At 50.9% G+C, this 16101-nt stretch carries 16 protein-coding genes; 5 read left to right on the forward strand and 11 right to left on the reverse strand.

Going from position 1 to position 16101, the window contains the following annotated elements:
* Positions 1-252: 252 nt before the first annotated feature.
* From AC2JC8_RS01180 to AC2JC8_RS01210, 7 genes are all read right to left on the reverse strand, one after another.
* Positions 253-654, reverse strand: a complete 402-nt coding sequence (locus tag AC2JC8_RS01180) for a phosphomannose isomerase type II C-terminal cupin domain (protein ID WP_484399750.1) — start codon at positions 652-654, stop codon at positions 253-255.
* Entirely contained in the window at positions 641-868 is a 228-nt protein-coding gene (locus AC2JC8_RS01185) for a hypothetical protein (RefSeq protein WP_484399751.1), read from the reverse strand. The genes AC2JC8_RS01180 and AC2JC8_RS01185 overlap by 14 nt, the downstream gene beginning before the upstream one ends.
* Positions 869-915: 47 nt before the next feature.
* Entirely contained in the window at positions 916-2322 is a 1407-nt protein-coding gene (locus AC2JC8_RS01190; RefSeq protein WP_484594057.1) for an ATP-dependent DNA helicase, read from the reverse strand.
* Positions 2319-5984, reverse strand: coding sequence for a UvrD-helicase domain-containing protein (locus AC2JC8_RS01195; RefSeq protein ID WP_484594058.1), 3666 nt, complete (start codon positions 5982-5984; stop codon positions 2319-2321). Before AC2JC8_RS01195 ends, AC2JC8_RS01190 begins: the two co-directional genes overlap by 4 nt.
* On the reverse strand, positions 5981-9193 hold the full coding sequence (locus AC2JC8_RS01200; protein WP_484594059.1) for an exodeoxyribonuclease V subunit gamma: 3213 nt from the start codon (positions 9191-9193) through the stop codon (positions 5981-5983). The genes AC2JC8_RS01195 and AC2JC8_RS01200 overlap by 4 nt, the downstream gene beginning before the upstream one ends.
* A 249-nt stretch (positions 9194-9442) precedes the next feature.
* On the reverse strand, positions 9443-9763 hold the full coding sequence (locus AC2JC8_RS01205) for an MgPME-cyclase complex family protein (protein ID WP_484594060.1): 321 nt from the start codon (positions 9761-9763) through the stop codon (positions 9443-9445).
* Entirely contained in the window at positions 9763-10524 is a 762-nt protein-coding gene (locus tag AC2JC8_RS01210) for a pyridoxine 5'-phosphate synthase (RefSeq protein WP_484419778.1), read from the reverse strand. Before AC2JC8_RS01210 ends, AC2JC8_RS01205 begins: the two co-directional genes overlap by 1 nt.
* 57 nt (positions 10525-10581) lie before the next feature.
* Between AC2JC8_RS01210 and AC2JC8_RS01215 the strand changes: the two genes are divergently transcribed.
* From AC2JC8_RS01215 to grxD, 4 genes are read left to right on the forward strand one after another with little or no spacing between them, the layout of a single operon-like run.
* A complete protein-coding gene (locus AC2JC8_RS01215; protein WP_484399759.1) occupies positions 10582-11259 on the forward strand; it encodes a lysophospholipid acyltransferase family protein in 678 nt (225 codons plus the stop codon).
* A gap of 32 nt (positions 11260-11291) precedes the next feature.
* Entirely contained in the window at positions 11292-11819 is a 528-nt protein-coding gene (locus AC2JC8_RS01220; RefSeq protein ID WP_484594061.1) for a hypothetical protein, read from the forward strand.
* A 5-nt stretch (positions 11820-11824) separates the two neighbouring features.
* Positions 11825-12058 (forward strand): BolA/IbaG family iron-sulfur metabolism protein, encoded by a 234-nt coding sequence (locus tag AC2JC8_RS01225; RefSeq protein WP_484399760.1) that lies wholly within the window; start codon positions 11825-11827, stop codon positions 12056-12058.
* Positions 12059-12094: 36 nt separating this feature from the next.
* Entirely contained in the window at positions 12095-12418 is a 324-nt protein-coding gene (grxD, locus tag AC2JC8_RS01230; protein ID WP_484399761.1) for a Grx4 family monothiol glutaredoxin, read from the forward strand.
* On the opposite strand, the gene AC2JC8_RS01235 is transcribed toward grxD, so the two are convergent.
* Positions 12415-12681, reverse strand: a complete 267-nt coding sequence (locus tag AC2JC8_RS01235) for a DUF6761 family protein (RefSeq protein WP_484399763.1) — start codon at positions 12679-12681, stop codon at positions 12415-12417. The two genes, grxD and AC2JC8_RS01235, sit on opposite strands and share 4 nt — an antisense overlap.
* 84 nt (positions 12682-12765) lie before the next feature.
* Here AC2JC8_RS01235 and AC2JC8_RS01240 point away from each other — a divergent pair, with 84 nt between their 5' ends.
* On the forward strand, positions 12766-13548 hold the full coding sequence (locus tag AC2JC8_RS01240) for a response regulator transcription factor (RefSeq protein ID WP_484594062.1): 783 nt from the start codon (positions 12766-12768) through the stop codon (positions 13546-13548).
* On the opposite strand, the gene AC2JC8_RS01245 is transcribed toward AC2JC8_RS01240, so the two are convergent.
* The 3 genes from AC2JC8_RS01245 to AC2JC8_RS01255 all read right to left on the reverse strand — a co-directional run bounded on the left by AC2JC8_RS01245 (position 13456) and on the right by AC2JC8_RS01255 (position 15966).
* Positions 13456-14001 (reverse strand): hypothetical protein, encoded by a 546-nt coding sequence (locus AC2JC8_RS01245; protein ID WP_484399765.1) that lies wholly within the window; start codon positions 13999-14001, stop codon positions 13456-13458. The genes AC2JC8_RS01240 and AC2JC8_RS01245 overlap by 93 nt on opposite strands.
* A 4-nt stretch (positions 14002-14005) precedes the next feature.
* Positions 14006-15532 (reverse strand): carotenoid isomerase, encoded by a 1527-nt coding sequence (gene crtH / locus AC2JC8_RS01250; protein ID WP_484594063.1) that lies wholly within the window; start codon positions 15530-15532, stop codon positions 14006-14008.
* Between the two features lie 101 nt (positions 15533-15633).
* Positions 15634-15966: a hypothetical protein gene (locus tag AC2JC8_RS01255; protein WP_484594064.1), complete on the reverse strand. Its 333-nt coding sequence runs from the start codon at positions 15964-15966 to the stop codon at positions 15634-15636.
* Between the last annotated feature and the right edge of the window lie 135 nt (positions 15967-16101).

Here is a 16101-nt window from a genome sequence, read left to right on the forward strand (position 1 = left end):
TTTATCAGGATCCTGAATAGTGTTCTCAGCAGTGATCTGAGAAATTGTTTCGATGGAAATTGCGATGTTTGTTGCAGTGTCTGAATCCTCAGGATTCAGTTCGCTAGACAGCGGAAATTGAGGCGTGGTTGTCACGGGAGAAAAGGCGAATGTCGCCGCAGGGGGGCCTGAAATTCCTTGCTTCAGGCCGGCAGAACCCACTTTTTGATCTGCCTTGCCTTCACCAGATGGACTTTCAACATTTCCAATGTATCACCTAGCGCTTGATGCGCAGCGGCCGTAATCATCGGCAAAGCGTTCAATATCGGTTTCGATGAGAAGGCTTCCCCTTTGGATTTCAACAATCAACATCCCTTCAGATCCTGCTTGGGCGCGATGGATAGCTCCGCAGGGCACAGCAAATGTGCTGTCAACTTGAGCTTCTAATTGCTGGCTGTCAATAGTTACATAGCCTCCGCCAAGGGCTACATACCAATGTTCGCTGCGATGGCTGTGGCGTTGCAGCGAAATACGCAGGCCCGGAGCGATCCACAGCCTTTTTATTAAATAACCCTCCCCTACCGCCAAGGTTTCAAACCAGCCCCAGGGGCGATCTGTGCGGGTTGCTGATTGGGGCGCCCCATGATCAGAGGCTGGAAAACTAACCTCCATCATCGCCAATTGATTCGCAGAAAAGTTGGGCGATATAAATTTGTTGGGCAGTTAGACCTGGAGGAACAGGAAGTTCTTCCTCAAGGGCGCCCGGTCCACTTAACCATTCATCGATACCTAATTGAGTGCGCATGCAATCGCGATACATCGCGGGTGGGGTGGGGGTTAGTGGTACGCCGATAAAAGGGGGAATCTCCAATGTTTGAAACCAGTGCAACTACAGCATTAGTGCTAACGGGGCTTAGCTGCGGTTTTGTTAAGAAATTAAATTGGATCTTCAAGGTAAAGAAGGTCTGCCCTTGTCTGGGCGCGGGTGAGAGCTGTGTATAGCAGCTTTGGATCAAGGCCTTCCAGCTCATTAATCACCACGATCACCTGTTTCGCTTGGCTTCCCTGGCTCTTGTGCACCGTAATTGCAAAGGCGGGCTCCACCCCTCCAAGCAACTCCAGCGGAAGGCGTTGGGGCCCATCACCACTGGCGATAACCGCTACTTTGCCGCCGCTAAAATCTGGTCGAATCAGGCCTAAATCACCATTTGATAAGCCGCGCTCGTTGTTATTGCGGTTAATTAATAAAGGTGTTCCGATGGGCCAACTGAAGGGGTTGTTTTTATCTAAATCAAGCCAGCGTTCATTTAGCTGATCTACCCCGTGGCGCCCTTTTCTTCTTGGCGCTAATAGCATGAGCTCCAAAAGTTCATTAAGGGCTTCTTGATCGGCTAAATTTTGATTTTCTGCAGCTAATTGCAGGTTTTGCTTGTGTTTTCGCAGCCTTTCAATTATTTCTTTAGGCCAGCCAATGCTTAGATTGTGCCAGTTTAAATTATCTGATTTTGATATATTTATTAATAAGTTGTGAAATATTTTGGTATTTAGCATTGCTTCTGAAAGCCTTAGCTGTTGTACAAATTGCCCCAAGCTTGTGTGTTCATTAAAGCGATGAGAGCCCTTGAGTTTGATCAAGCATTGCGGCGCTTGCACCGCCAGCATTATTTCTAAAGGGGCCAATGCTCCTATTCCTGCAATCGGCGGCAATTGGCCTGGATCCCCAAGCAGCAGCAGCCTTGTATGAGTGGGCAACGCCGATAGCAAAGCAGCTAGCAGGGCTGTGTCCACCATTGAAAATTCATCAATCACCACGGTGTCTAGTTCCAGTGGTTTCCTCGGGCCCCGGCGAAACTGCCCGTCACCACTGGCTTCAAGCCAGCGGTGGATCGTGCCACAGTTGATTCCTTGCGCCAGGGGCGTTAGCGCTTCCCGCAGCCGGGCAGCGGCCTTGCCTGTGGGGGCCATTAAGGCGATAGCTGTGCCGGAGCTTGTTTCTTGTATTAGTTGCTTTACCAGGCTGGTTTTACCGCTTCCCGCACCACCTGTTACCAGCAGCCCCCCTTGGCTTTGCAGCCGTTCGCAAAGTTCAGCAAGCACCTCTTTTTGCATGCGATGGCCCTTGCAACTCCAGAGCCGGAATCCTCCATTTGGAGAGTTTTCAAGCACAAACGGCAGTGCTCTAAGGGCGCAAATCAGTTCTGGATCAAGGCTGCTGGCCTCAAGTTCCAACGGTTCTTTGGCTAAGGCCAGGTTGCTGAAAAAATTCTCTAGCAACGGCTTAAGCGCTGCTGCTTGTTGTTGCACCAAAGCAGGTGCCAGGGCGATCAAACGCTCGGCGCTCATGGATTTGTGCCTTGATCAAGCAGCCAGGCGGTTTCACCATTGCGGGTGAACAGCATCAGGGCATGCACCTGGCATTCATCCTGTGGATCTAAACCAAGCCGCAAACCAAGCCATATTTTTATGGCGCGGCGATAAAGCTGCGCTTGGAGCCAGTAATCCTTCGCTGCCATCAGGCTTTGCACCGTTTGGCTAAGGCGATTTGTTTTCCAATCCAGCACCACCCATTGCAGTTGCCCGCTTGTATCTGGAGCCCTAAACACCAAATCGATCACACCGTTTAAAAAACCAGCTCGCCATTGGGGAATGCGCTGCTCAATACGTTTTTGCGCGTAGTTACGCAAGTTGCTGTTGGGATGTTGAGCGAGTTCCTTTAGGGCCTGGCCCAGCACATCTTGGGGCGGGCCATTCTTAAATCCGCTGAGGGGCAGATCAAAAGGCAATTCCCGCAGGGTGTTGTGGCGTTTGATTTGGTTGAGTTGTAGCTTTTCAAGCGGACCGCCAAGGGGGCGCTGCAACAATTCCTCAAGGGCTGGCACTAGCTGCAGCGCTAGGTTTGCGTTGAAGCCAGAACCAGCCACGGCGTTACGCAGGATTAGTTGCGCTTCTGAACCATTGAGATCCGCATCAAAATCCAGCTTTTCCAGCACCTCGTGCACAAGGGTGCCAAATGCTGCACCAGCAGGTAAGGCACTCCAGAGGGGGCTTTCTGCAGCGCCAACCTCCTCACTGGAACTACTTTTATCAGGATCAAAACCTTCCTCCTCTCTGCCGTATTCACTTGTGCTGTATTCAGCTTTGCTGTATTCACCTTTGTTTGAACTCGCCTCTACCAAGCGGCTATAGCTCCAGCGCCCCCAATCCCACTTATTTGATTTTTGCCGTATTGCTGGTGAAATAACTACAGAAATTGGCTTTGTCTGTTTTTGTTTTTTGGTGAGCGGCGAGCTTGTTTTTGCATTTTGAGGAGGCACCAGCTCAAATTCAATGCCAAGTTCAAGGCAACGGCGCTGCACCACCTGTTGCAGCGAAGAATCTTCTTTAATCGCTTTAGCGATCGCTTCCCAGGGCTGCTGAGCCCCCATACGCCGCAGTTCGGGATGTAGCAACCAGGCGGGCAAACTGGCTGCGCTGTCACGGATTCGGCCCCAATCAAAGCTCAGCTGATGGCAAGCACGGGTAATCCCCACATAGCCCAAGCGCAAGCCCTCCTGCCACGCCTCCAGCTCTGCCTCCTGGCGTCTTTCCAGCCGAGGGCTGCTGCCATCACGGCGGCTTGCTTCCAATACCCGCCCACCCAGGCTTTGATCCCAAGCCCTGAACGGTTTTTCTGCTCCGGGTCCCCCACTGCTGTGCCAGAGGGTGGGACACCAAACCAAGGGGAACTCCAAGCCTTTACTTGCATGGACTGTGCTGATGCAAGCCATCTCTCCTGCCGCCACTAGGCGTTGTTGGCTGTTGTTATCGCCTTCGCTGCTGCAACGCTTTTGGGCAAGCCAGATCCCCAGGCGTGCGGCGGAAGGTTGCCCTTGGTTTTGCCAGTTTTCTTGAAGTAATTCGCCTAGTTGCAATAAATCGCTCACCCGTTGGGGGCCGCCGAGGCATGCGTTAAGGCGAGAAAGCCCAGGCCCATCGTTTATCAACACCTCCAGCGCTGGTAAGGGCCCAAGCTGCAAATATCGCTGGCGGGCTTTATGCAGCTTCTGCATCCATAACCCCTGCTCAAAATCTTGCCACTCCGATAGCTCCCTTGCGTTGAATCCACCAAGGGGGGAAAGTGCTAAAGCAAGGGCTGCCGGCTGGCGACCCTCAGCGGCGAGAGCCCCAAGCGCAATTGCCACACTGCCAGCTTCTGCAGTGCACCAGATATTGCCGCCCCTGCCGATGCGTGCAGGGATGCCGCGGCTGAGTAGTTCCCTTTGAACAGCAAGGGCTTCAGCGTTGCGGCTCACCAATACCGCAAGATCACCCGGATGAATTGCCCGCCAGTGGCCTTGATCGAGTTTTTCAAGAGCTTGATCAAGGCAATTCTGGAGATCGCTGGCAACACTGGCTGCCATCGCACTTACCAAAGTGCCAGTGGCGCTTGGTTTATCCCCATTGGTGATCCAACGCAGGCGAACTGGTGCTACTGCGGTTTTAGCGGCGCTAGTGCGCAATTGAAATTGGGGGGTATCGGCGGGCGGATGCACAGCGCGATACGAAATCTTTGCGGTGCCAAAAGTATCGCCACCACTAAATAAACGGTTCAGCACCGCAAGTAGCTGGGGATCACTACGACGATTGGTATTAAGGCCAGCCCGCAGGCGATCGTTGCCGCTGGTGGCAAGGCGGTATGTGCGGATATCGCCGCCACGAAAGCGATAGATGGCCTGTTTGGGATCACCGATCAAAGTAACTGGCATCACCCCATCAAATAGGGCTGCAAATAAACGCCATTGGATTGGATCGGTGTCTTGAAATTCATCGATTAAGCAACAACTAAATTTGCATTTAGCCCAATTTTGTAGAGCTTCTAATTGTGCTGATTGCAGTTTTGCTGGATCTACTTGCTCGAGTAAATCGGAGAAGCTGAGCAGATTTTCCGCTTGCCTTTGGCTGCTCGTCTGTTGTTTTAGATCCTCACAAAAATGCTGAGTAAAAACTTCTGCCGGCCCATAGCAAAGCTCTTCTGCTAATTGATGGAGGCCAGCTTGGGGCGCTTGATCGGGATCGGCCAGCACCTGGCGCAAACGACTGGTGGCAAGTGCTTGGCACAGCAGTCGGTAGGTTTTTGCAGTGGTTTGGGATGGCGCTTCAAAAAACTGCTGCCGCGCTGTTTTGAGCAGGGCTGGTAATTCTGCGAGCCTGGTTTTTGCTAATAATTTTGTTGGTGTTTCGTTGCCTTTGCCTTTGCATAGGGCAACTAATAATGCTGCCGCCTCATCTCCATGTATGCAAAAAGCAGTAAAGAAACGCTGCTCTAGTTCAGCCCAATGGCTGGCTGGTTCGATATTTATTGAATTGGATTGCAGTTGCATATCCCTGTCGTCGTCTACCAACTGGGCTAGCTGCAACAGCGGTTCAGCCCTTAGATCACTGTGGCTTTGCACCCAGGCTTGCCAGGGGCTAGGGCTATGGGATATGTGGCAGCGTCGCCAATCGGTAACAAGTTTTAAGAGCAATTCCTGGTTGTTTTCCTGCAATCCCACCTGGGAATCAATATTTAGGAGTGAACTGTTATCGCGAATCAGGTTGTTTATGAAGCCGTGAATTGTGTGGATTGGGGCAAGATCCATTTGATCAAGGGCCACCAACAAACGCAGTAGAGGTTGATAGGGATCTGGGCTTTGATGCCAGCTAGCAACCAAGGCCGCCAAGGTGGGATCGAGGGGGGGAGCTGCTTCAATGTTTTCGCCGATGGCCATGGCAAGGGCCGTAGCGGCAAGATCCAAGCGAGCGCGGATGCGGCGGCGGATTTCAGCTGCAGCAGCGCGTGTAAAAGTAACTACCAAAATTGAATCCACCGTTCGCCCTTGCTCGGCGATAGCCCGCAAAACCCGATGGCTTAGGGCATAGGTTTTACCGGTGCCAGCACTAGCTTCAAGCACTTCTGTGCCATTAATTAACGGCCCGTTTAAATCAAGCTCAACCAGATTTTCACTTGATTCAATGATGTTTTTCACGCCATTTCTTCTCTTGTAAGTTCATCTTTTGCGATCGCTGCTGCAAGGGGCAGCAGGATCTGTTCCACCAAGCTCCAACATTCAGCCTGAGCCCACCAGATTTCAAGTTCTGGTGGTTCTCCAGCATTGATTTGAATTATTGAATCTGGCCACTGCAGCCGCTCAATATCTGCTTTATTCCCTCCGGGATTTTGCTTTTCTTGCAGCAACCACCAGCTCAGCTGGGGTTCAAAAGGCAAAAGGCGGCAAAGACCTTCGCGGCGCAAATGTTGCAGCAATTCCAGGTGTTCTATCGCTGTTGGTTGCTCTAAAGGCGCGAGTGCAACGGCCAGCAGTTTTTCTTTTTCACCGCTGCCTTGAGGGCCAATTAAATGGGTGTAACGCGGAGCTATTTGATTTGCAAAAAGATGGTTAATCCAGCCTTGCAGCAGTCTTTTTGGCTTTAGCTGGCCACTGCCGGTTAAACACAAGCCAGTGGGGTGGCTTTCTTCCAGTTGCTGTTGTATTTCCAGCAACTGGAGGCTGCGCCGCGCTAGATCTGCGCTAACAACTGGAGCCGCAGGACCAGCAGGCAATAACCCCCTGCGTTGCAGGGCAGCGAGCTGCAAATCTTCAGAACCGTGATTTAAAAAATGTTCCCCCAGTTCCCAGCGCCTGAGGCCATTTAATTCTGTTTCCTCTGGATCAAATTGTTGCTCTGGTTTTCTTTGCAGCTGAATGCCATGGGCTTGCAGTAGCTGTTTGGCAGGATCATTAAAAAACTGCTGCAATTCTTCTGAACTAGCAAGTTCAATGGTTTTTGTATCACTTTTTGGCCAATTTAAAGTTGGCGGCCAGATCGCTTCTAAAGGTAATTTTGGGTTTGCTGGAAGTTGCCGCAGCGGCGCTGCATATCGCAACAACAGATCAGTTATTGGTTTGCCGGCACTGCTGCGGTATTCGCTTGCTAAGCAACTAATTAGATCGGCAAGGGGACCTGCCGGATTGCGTTGCTCACCGGTGCATGGATCTGTGCCTGTGAAGGTGGCAATCCAATGGTGGCGGCTGGCCTGCAATGTTTCCAGCAGGATCGCTCGATCTTCTTGCCGCCTGCTGCGATCACCCCGCCATGGCTTTGCTGCAATTAAGTTGTATTGAGGGGAGTGATCAGGCCGCGGCAACCGTTCCTCATCCATTCCGAGCAGCACCACCACGCGATGGGGAATTGAGCGCATCGGTTCAAGGGCGCTGAGGGTAACGGCGCCGCTCACATGGCCATAACGCCCTTGCTCCTGGGCTTCTGCTTCCTCCAGCAGTAGTACTACTGCTTCGCGTTCAAGGGCAGGTGCATTTTCAGGTGCTGCTCGTAAAGGTTTGAGCAGTTCAAATAGTTCAGGTGTTTGCCAGTTATTAGGCCCTCCGCTGCCGCTAAGCCCTTGCACTGCATTTGTTAGAGCAACCACCCAAGCTTCAGGAGTTTGCGCACTTTCAAGGGGCCTTAAAAACCTGAAAAGGGATTCACAGGCCGCGATCAAGGCCAGCACTAATGCCGGCGTGAGCATGGGATCGCCATGGGCAGCTAAACCTTGCCATTCCCCATCGGCTGGGTTGCCAATTGGAAAAGGATCTTCCAGCAATAAGCCCAGCAGCAGCCGATCAAGACCCCACTGCCAGCTGTATTGGCTGCAAATGGGATAACCCCATTTTTGGCGGTGCTCGGCATCACGCCCCCAGGTAACGCCAAGCGCTTGAATTGAACGCAGCCATTGCTGAGCTTCAAGTTCATTTAGCTGCAACGCCTCGGCCACTGGCGGCAGCAGTAGCAAATCGAGCACTGCCTCCAGCTCATAGCGGCTGCCGGCAAGGGCAAGCAAGCGAAACAGGAGATCGATTTTTGCGTTGCGTTGGCGCAAGGTGCGATCGGTAACTCGTATTGGTAAGTGGCGCGGATCACTGATACCGCCGGGTCTTTCGAAACTGGCCAGCACAAGGGGGGCAAAGCGGGCTACATCGGTTGTGAGCAGCAATATTTCACGGGGTTGCAGGCTGGGATCGCTAGCCATTAAGGCGAGCACTGCATCATGGGCTTCCTCTACCTGGCGGCGATCGCCATGGCAATGGATTACCTGCAAGTTCAGCTGTGCAGTTGTTATTAGCAATGGTTGCCTCTGGCCGTTCAAAGGGGAGCGGCGCTTTCCAGTGGCGAGATCCAGCTTCAGTTGATCGAGCAGATTCAACTCTTTTGCGATCGGGGCAGGCGTTAGTGAAAGCCTGTGGAAATTTTCTTCGAGGTTGGTGGATATCAGTTCCAGTTGCCAATCAAAATCCCGCAGGGTGCGCCCCAAATTTGCCAATAACGGATGCCCTTCATGGAGCAGCATTTTTTCTAGCTGTTCCACACTGCTGTCGTTTTTATCGATAGGGGCAGGCGTAGCGCCCCAGGGGCAATCGCAGGGGCTAAGCAAATAGAGCACCACCTCCCGTGGCCCTTGGCTTGCAATCGTTGCCAATAGATCTAAAAAGGCGGGCGGCAAGCTCGATAAACCAAACACCTGCAATGGTCCTTCTTCATGCCATTGCTCTTTTAAAGATGTTGCATTTGCTATCTGCTGGGGTGCCGCCAGCAAGCGTTCGCTGGGGTGATTAAAACCCAACAGCTTGGCTTGGCTGTGTAATTCCCTTAATAAGTGTGGTTGCCACAATTGATCTGCCGGCAGTGGTTGGCCTTGAAAATCAAGATCTTCTTCTGCTAGCCAGCGCCGCATTGCGGCGGCTCGATAAAGCCCGTATTGATCGAAGGTATCTGTTAGCTGCAAAAGGAATTGCAACTGCTGGCGATTCAGCTTGGGCCTGTTTTTATCTGTTTTATTTTTATCCGCCTGCCAATAAAGATGCAGGGGGTTGTAGATGGCATTTTGAGGCAGCTGAAAAAGTAATTGAGCCAAGCGCCAACGCATGGCATCAGGCTCCCAGGGATCAATGCAGTGGTTTGGTTGTGCTGCTAACTGCCGCACCAGGTTGCGGAAATAGCGACCACCGAAATCAAAATCAATGCCAGCGCAAATCCCAAGCTGCTCACTAAGGGCAAGAGCAAGCCAACGGCCCATCGCATTGGTGCTCACCAGTACCTTTTGGGCGCAAAAGGGGTCTTTTGGTGTGTTGGCCTTTAGCTGTTGGGCCAAAGCCTCAGCCAGGCTTTCAATGCTGTTGCTTTGGATTAAGCGAAACAAGGCCGCAAAGCAACGAATAATTCTTTCTGCCGATCTTTAGCTTTTTTCAAGGTTTTTTTGGTTATCAATGCCGCTATCCGCGTTGATTCCCTGACACAATCTGGATACTTATAAAAAGCACCTTGACCACAGATCTTCAATGGAGGGATAACGGAGAGCTTCATCCTGATGAGCTTGAGCGCCTTCAACAGCTGCTTTCTAAGCAGGTCCAGGGGGAATCCCTTGAATTCCAAGCGCTCCATGAAGAGCTCAAGCCCCGTGTGCAAGGGGGTCGGGAATTGCTGCGGATGGCGCTTCAAACTCGCCCTTAAAAACGAATTCCAATCGCAACTTCATAAAATCAATAAAACTACGATCGGTTGAAATTACGGCTGCAGCTGGTCTCGGCACAGAAGTCGCTTGATTTGCAAACTGAGAAGAATCCAAGAAGGTTGGATTTAAAATTAACCAAAAATCGATTTCTTTATTATTCTCCGCGTAATTGCGGCGCCGTTCTGAAAGAACTTCTGCAAGCGGTTCTTCTTTAGTTAAGAAGGCTTCGCTTGCCGCTACGAAGTAATAGGTGCTCATTAGATAAATTCTTTGCCGATGCCTGGATTCTGCTCTAGCGGGCGTGGATTCACCACTAAAGCTTTCATATCGCGTACTGCCTGCTCAAGGCCCACTGCTAATGCCCTCGCGATAATTGTGTGGCCGATGTTCAGTTCCTCAATTCCAGGAATAGCAGCAATTGCCTCCACGTTTTGATATGTGAGGCCATGGCCAGCATTAACCCTTAACCCCATTTCACGGCAGTGCTGGGTGGCCTCAATCAACTTGGCTAGTTCTTGGGCTTGCTTTGCTCCCCATGGGGCATCGGCGTAACAGCCGGTGTGCAGTTCCACCCAGAGGGCCCCGCTGTCGCGGCAGGCCCGTAGTTGTTCTGAATTGGCATCCACAAACAAACTCACAGGAATTCCTGTGCCTTGAAGGCTTTGCACCTGCTGCTTTAACAAGGTGCCCATAGAAACCACATCCAAGCCCCCTTCAGTTGTTACCTCTTCGCGCCGTTCTGGCACGAGCGTAACCATCGCTGGTTTAAGCATTTGTGCGATCCCGATCATCTCAGTGGTGGCCGCCATTTCCAGATTTAAGCGGCTGCGCACGGTGGCTTTTAGCAATTCCACATCACGGTCTTGGATGTGTCTGCGATCTTCTCTTAAATGCACGGTGATGCCATCGGCACCACCCAGTTCAGCTAGTAGAGCAAAACTCGCTGGATTTGGTTCCACCGTGCGGCGAGCTTGGCGCACGGTGGCAATGTGATCGATATTGACGCCGAGACTGGCCATCGCAATTGCTGTCCAGTTATTGATCCTAGGAACCCAACCGCTGGATATGGTTCTCCAATGGCCAATCCAATCAGTAGTGTTGTGGCCCCCTGGCTTGCGCCAGCTGCGATGTGGGCCACTCAAGATCTTGCTTTGCGTTGCTATTTCAAGGCAACAAAAGTGCTGGGCGCTGAACATTTACCGCGGGGTGGGCCGGTATTGCTTGCCCCCACCCATCGGGCTCGCTGGGATGCCTTGATGTTGCCGCTGGCAGCAGGGCGGCGCATTCATGGCCGCGATTGTCGATTCATGGTTACCACCACTGAAATGCAAGGGCTGCAGGGTTGGTTTTTGCAGCGTTTGGGTTGTTTTGGGATTGATCAAGGCCATCCAGGCACCGGCAGCCTGCGCTACGCCTTGGATTTATTGGCCCATGGCGAACAGGTAGTTGTATTTCCGGAAGGCAAAATCAGCCGCGATCAAGAGGAGCTGGAGCTGGAACCTGGCTTACCCCGCCTTGCCAGTTTGGCGCAGATAAAAGGCCTGGAGGTGCCTGTGGTGCCAGTGGGTTTGGCTTATAGCCATCAAATACCACGCTTTCGCGACCGGGCGGCTCTTTGTTTTGGAGCACCTCTATTAATTGCGGGTACAGGTAAAAAAGCTGCCGCTGAACTTTCAATACGGTTAGCGAGAGAAATGCGTTCAGCTGAGGAAGCGGCCCGCACTTGGGTGGGTAATTCTTCAATAACCAAATAAAGTTTATGTATTGAAGATTTCTGTTGGCTTTTATGCGTCGTTTATTGCTGCTTTCAGGCTTGGTGGTTGGTTTTGCGTTGCCCCTTACTCAAGGCAGCAGCCTTGCTCAGGGAGCAGGCCCTACGGCTGCAGCCCAATCGAGCGACGCTTTTAACCTTGGTTCTGTAGATGCCTTGCTCGCAAAAGGTGATCGGGAAGCTGCTAATGGCAATCTCACAGACGCGGTGAAGTCTTACGACAAAGCCCGCAACGCATCCCGTTCGTTGTTGTCTTTTTACCGTGATCTTGGAGGAGCTTTCCGCGGCTTAGATGCCCGTATCCCCCGTGATATGGATCAAAAAGGTCGCGAAGCAATTGAAAAATTGGCGCAAGCAAATCTTCGTTTAGCAGCTGTTTATCGGCGTCAAAACCAATCGGAAGTAGCCGTACCACTTTTGGTGGAAGTGGTGAAAATAATGACCCCAACCACCGCCGATGGCCGTAAGGCGTATCAACAATTGGTGGAAGTGGGTTTTGCTTTCACCCCCTACGCTGCACCAGCTGGAACAACTACGAATTAAACCCAATGGTGCAAATAACTGCAGTAGCCGAGGCGATTCGCCTGGCTCTTCCCGAAGCTTTGGTGGAAGTGGAGGATCTCACCGGCGGCGGTGATCATTTGCAGGTAAAAGTGTTGTGGGAGGGCTTCAGATCTTTATCTCGCGTGAAGCAACATCAATTGGTTTACGGCGCATTGCGCACCGAATTAGCCACTGAAGCGATCCACGCCCTAGCCCTAACCACTGCTTGCCCCACCTAAAGTTTTCTGAAATCCCTCTCAAATTATTTGGTAACCATGGACGCAACACTCAAAAGTCGTATTGAAACTCTGGTAAACGCCAGCCCTGTGCTGCTTTTTATGAAGGGCAATAAGTTGATGCCACAATGCGGTTTCTCTAACAATGCAGTGCAGATATTTAACGCCCTTGGCGTGCCATTCGATACTTTTGATGTATTAAGTGATCAAGAAATCCGCCAAGGAATTAAGGAATATTCAGACTGGCCAACAATTCCCCAAATTTATGTGAAGGGCGAATTCCTGGGTGGCTCAGATATTCTGATAGAGCTTTATAACTCCGGAGAACTTAAGGAAAAGCTTGCAATCGCTCTTGCTTCCTAACGCCTTTCACTTTCAAATAAAGTTCGGGGGTCTCCATCGGGGCCCAGAAAGCTAGATGGATCCCGAATCCAACGATCAATCAGTTCCTCAAATCTCTGTTGACTCAGGGGATCTAGCAATTTGCTTCGCCTTAATGCATGGTTATAGCCATCTGCATAAAGCTTCATTTCTGATGGGCCGCTGTAGCGAAGCGCCATTTCTTGCAGCGCATCACAGAGGCTCTGGAAATGGCGAATGGCTGTGGGATCTTGAAGCGCATTCATGGGTTGGGACAGCTGGCAAGGCTTCGCCCTTCACCAGCCAAGTGGAACTTACAAGTTACGGTAGGGGGCCTAGCTAAGTAATTGGTGGAACCCCCCGGCCAGTACCGCATCCTTGTGGTGGATCCACATCCAACGCTGCGCATGGTGTTAGCCCAACGGTTGCGTCAAGACGGCCACATGGCGGCAGCTGTGGGAACAGCAACAGAAGCTCTGCAGGTTTGTTTAGAAGAGCAGCCCGAACTGCTTGTGAGTGCAGAACTGCTAGAAGAAACAACGGCTTTGAAATTAGCTGCGCAGCTGCGTTGCCCTGTGATGGTTCTCACAGCCCGCACCGGCGCCGAAGCGGTGGTTTCGTTGCTTGATGGTGGCGCAGAAGATGTATTGCGTAAGCCGTTTGGCCTTGAGGAACTCGCGGCCCGCTGCCGCAAGTTGCTGGGGCGCAGTAGTGGCTTGCAAGAAAAGGTGAGTGTGGGGCCTTTGGCTGTGCATTTATTGCTGCGCCAAGTAACCCTTAGGGATCAACCGGTAGAGCTGAGCCCTCGGGAATTTGCCTTGCTCTGTGCACTGATGATGCCTCCGGGCCATGTGCGCAGCCGTCAAGAGCTATTAACAATGGCCTGGCCACCATTTAGTGGTGGTCCGCGTTCTGTTGATACCCAGGTGCTCACTTTGCGGCGCAAGCTTGAGCAGGCTGGTTTAGGGGAAGGAGGCGGTATTGAAACCGTGCGACAGCAGGGCTACCGCTTTAGCCTAGAAAATCTTCCAGATAAACCATTAGCTGTTGATGGTTCCCCCCAGAATGAGGTTCCAGCCCAAGCCTTGGAACCAAGCGGTGAACAACTCAGCGATAAGCATCAAACCGCTTAAAGCTGCAAGCAATTGGTAGGTCCAGGGGGGGGTAAGCCGTTGCACAGAGCTGGTGTTAATACCGGTTGCTTGCTGCAATTTGGCAAGCAATTCAGTGAAATTAGCTACCCGTTGGGGTAATAAAAAAGATCCTGATGTTGTACGTAAATAATAAACATAACCGGCTTGGCTCGTTGAAACAGGCACAAGTGCTTTGATTTCATTAAGTGATACCTGCCAACCGCGGCGTAATAACCAACGGCTCCAGATTGGGTATCCCACTTTCAAGCTGCTGGAGCTGAGTTGCACCTCTTCACTAACAAGTGCTAATACCAATAAAAAACCTAATATTGTTGCTGAAAGTAACCACAATTTCAATTCGCTTGGTGCAAGGACCGGCAGTGGTAAAACCAGGGCTAAATATAAAAACAATAAAGTTGTTTTTATTAATGGTGCCATTGGGTATGAAGTCATTGATTTAATTAGGTAGTGCCCATGGGTTGATGCCTAGATCGGCGCCAATGCGATGGGCGCAGGCAAAACCACTAAAGGCCACTGCATTTAAGCCTTGGCCTGGAAAACAGGAATCGCCAACGCAGTAGAGCCCTTTAATTGCGGTGCGGTTGAAGGGCATCGCTAGCAACCCTGGCAAACGCATTGCTGGAATTGGCCCATAGCTGCCTTGATGGCGGCCAAGGAAGCGGCGATGGCTGCGGGGAGTGCCCACTTCAAGGTGATCAATGGCAGCTTCCACGCCTGGCAGCAAAACTTCAAGCCGGGCGATCAAGCGTTGGGCATCGGCTTCTTTTTTGGCTTGATATTGCGATGCTGTTAGCCCTTGCCAATGCTCCATTGAACTGGGGGTAAAGCAGTGCAGGATGTGTTTACCGGCTGGAGCTAAGGCCGAATCCAGCAGAGTTGGCATCGAAACAAACACCACTCCCTGTTCGGCTTCCATCTGCTGCCAATCCTCAAGCAATAGGTGATGGCAATGGAAATTTTTGGGCACTAGGGCGGCATCAATCCCCAAATGAAGCGAAAGGAAGGATGGGGACGGTTTATAGCGTTTTCGCCAAGTATTTTCTGCTTTTGGGATGTGAACGGTATCAATCAAATTGCCAAAGGTGTCCCAGCGGGTGGCATTGCTTACCACTTTGCGGCTGCGGATTTGCTCCCCATTTGCTAGTTGCACCCCAACTGCTTTGCCATTTTCTAGCAACACCTTGATTACCCTTGTTTTGTAGCGAATTTGGCCGCCATGGCGTTCTAGCCCGCTAACTAATTTTTCTGCAATCACACCAACGCCACCTTTTGGATAATTAATACCACCGGCATGGCGATCAGAAAAAACCATGCCTGCATTAATCATTGGCGTGAGATCTGCTGGCATCACACTCCAGCAAAAACATTCCATATCAATAAATTTAAGCAAAGCGGAATCTTTGATGAATTTACGTGCCACATCACCCACATTGATCGGTAACCAACGAGCTAAACCAAGGCAGGCTAAAGGTGCACGAAAGAATACTTTGGCTAGATATGCGGGATCTTCTAACGAGAGAAGTGGCATTGCATCAAGACAATTAAATACCTGCCAGCAAGTATTATAAAAAGCACGAATACCTTTTTCTTCCTCGGGAAATTTTGCCACTAATATTGATATAAAACTTTCATAGTTGCGATCAACGGCAACTGTTAAACCATCGGGTAAGTGATATTCAAGCTGAGCTGGATCGGCGATGGTTTCGCAATGTTCACCCACATCAGTAAGGGCGCGGGTAAGCAGGTTGGTGTGACCCTTTTCACCAAACCCAAAAATCATTGAAGCTCCCACATCAAAGGTGTAGCCGTTTCGCTTAAAGCTGCCACCAGATCCACCTGGGATCAGGTAGCGCTCCAGCACCAGCACCTTTGCCCCCTTAACGGCAAGTTGGCTAGCGGTTACGAGGCCGCCGATGCCAGCGCCAATTACGATTACATCCCAATGGAGGCTGCTGCTGTTCACCTTGGCTGCGGAGCTAGTAAAAGAGACCCTAGGGGGTTATCAGGCCAATTGAAATGGTTAATGCAAAGTTTTTTCTAGAACAATGGCATAGGGCTGTTTATTTAATAACGGTAGCAATCAATGCCAGGAAAAGTTGAATCCCCATGACTAATTTGAAGTTGAATGCGGGCGAGGTAACGCCTTGCTACAAATGAGTTTTCCATTTCAAACATCCAAAAATTATGCAATTGCTTGCATTGACTGGTAACAATATCCGATTTATCAAAATAGTATTCATAGCGGCCAGCCAGCTCGATCAACTTATCAATATTTACATCCAGAGGCAGGTGTTCCTCCCCCCACTTCTCTACGCCAAATTCTGAAAGTTGTTTAAATAACTCAGGATCACTCTTGCAACGTTCAATAAATCTTTTTAGCTCATTTTCGCCATTCATATAGGGTTATCCATTGGCACATAACCTCCGATCCATTCCACGGCAAAGTTGTTAAGGCCGAGGGAAGAAGGTAAGCCCTTGATGTGTTGATATACAGGACCATTGGTTCCAATAATATTTTGAATCAATGTACTT

The organism is Synechococcus sp. (assembly GCF_982614295.1).

Bases quoted from the DNA above. Each gene is read 5' to 3' on its own strand.
- AC2JC8_RS01235 (WP_484399763.1), bottom strand. From the start codon at position 12,681: ATGAATGCGCTTCAAGATCCCACAGCCATTCGCCATTTCCAGAGCCTC.
- AC2JC8_RS01255 (WP_484594064.1), bottom strand. From the start codon at position 15,966: ATGAATGGCGAAAATGAGCTAAAAAGATTTATTGAACGTTGCAAGAGT.
- AC2JC8_RS01225 (WP_484399760.1), top strand. From the start codon at position 11,825: ATGGTGCAAATAACTGCAGTAGCCGAGGCGATTCGCCTGGCTCTTCCC.
- AC2JC8_RS01215 (WP_484399759.1), top strand. From the start codon at position 10,582: ATGGCCAATCCAATCAGTAGTGTTGTGGCCCCCTGGCTTGCGCCAGCT.
- AC2JC8_RS01220 (WP_484594061.1), top strand. From the start codon at position 11,292: ATGCGTCGTTTATTGCTGCTTTCAGGCTTGGTGGTTGGTTTTGCGTTG.
- AC2JC8_RS01190 (WP_484594057.1), bottom strand. From the start codon at position 2,322: ATGAGCGCCGAGCGTTTGATCGCCCTGGCACCTGCTTTGGTGCAACAA.
- grxD (WP_484399761.1), top strand. From the start codon at position 12,095: ATGGACGCAACACTCAAAAGTCGTATTGAAACTCTGGTAAACGCCAGC.
- AC2JC8_RS01210 (WP_484419778.1), bottom strand. From the start codon at position 10,524: ATGGCCAGTCTCGGCGTCAATATCGATCACATTGCCACCGTGCGCCAA.
- AC2JC8_RS01245 (WP_484399765.1), bottom strand. From the start codon at position 14,001: ATGACTTCATACCCAATGGCACCATTAATAAAAACAACTTTATTGTTT.
- AC2JC8_RS01205 (WP_484594060.1), bottom strand. From the start codon at position 9,763: ATGAGCACCTATTACTTCGTAGCGGCAAGCGAAGCCTTCTTAACTAAA.
- AC2JC8_RS01180 (WP_484399750.1), bottom strand. From the start codon at position 654: ATGATGGAGGTTAGTTTTCCAGCCTCTGATCATGGGGCGCCCCAATCA.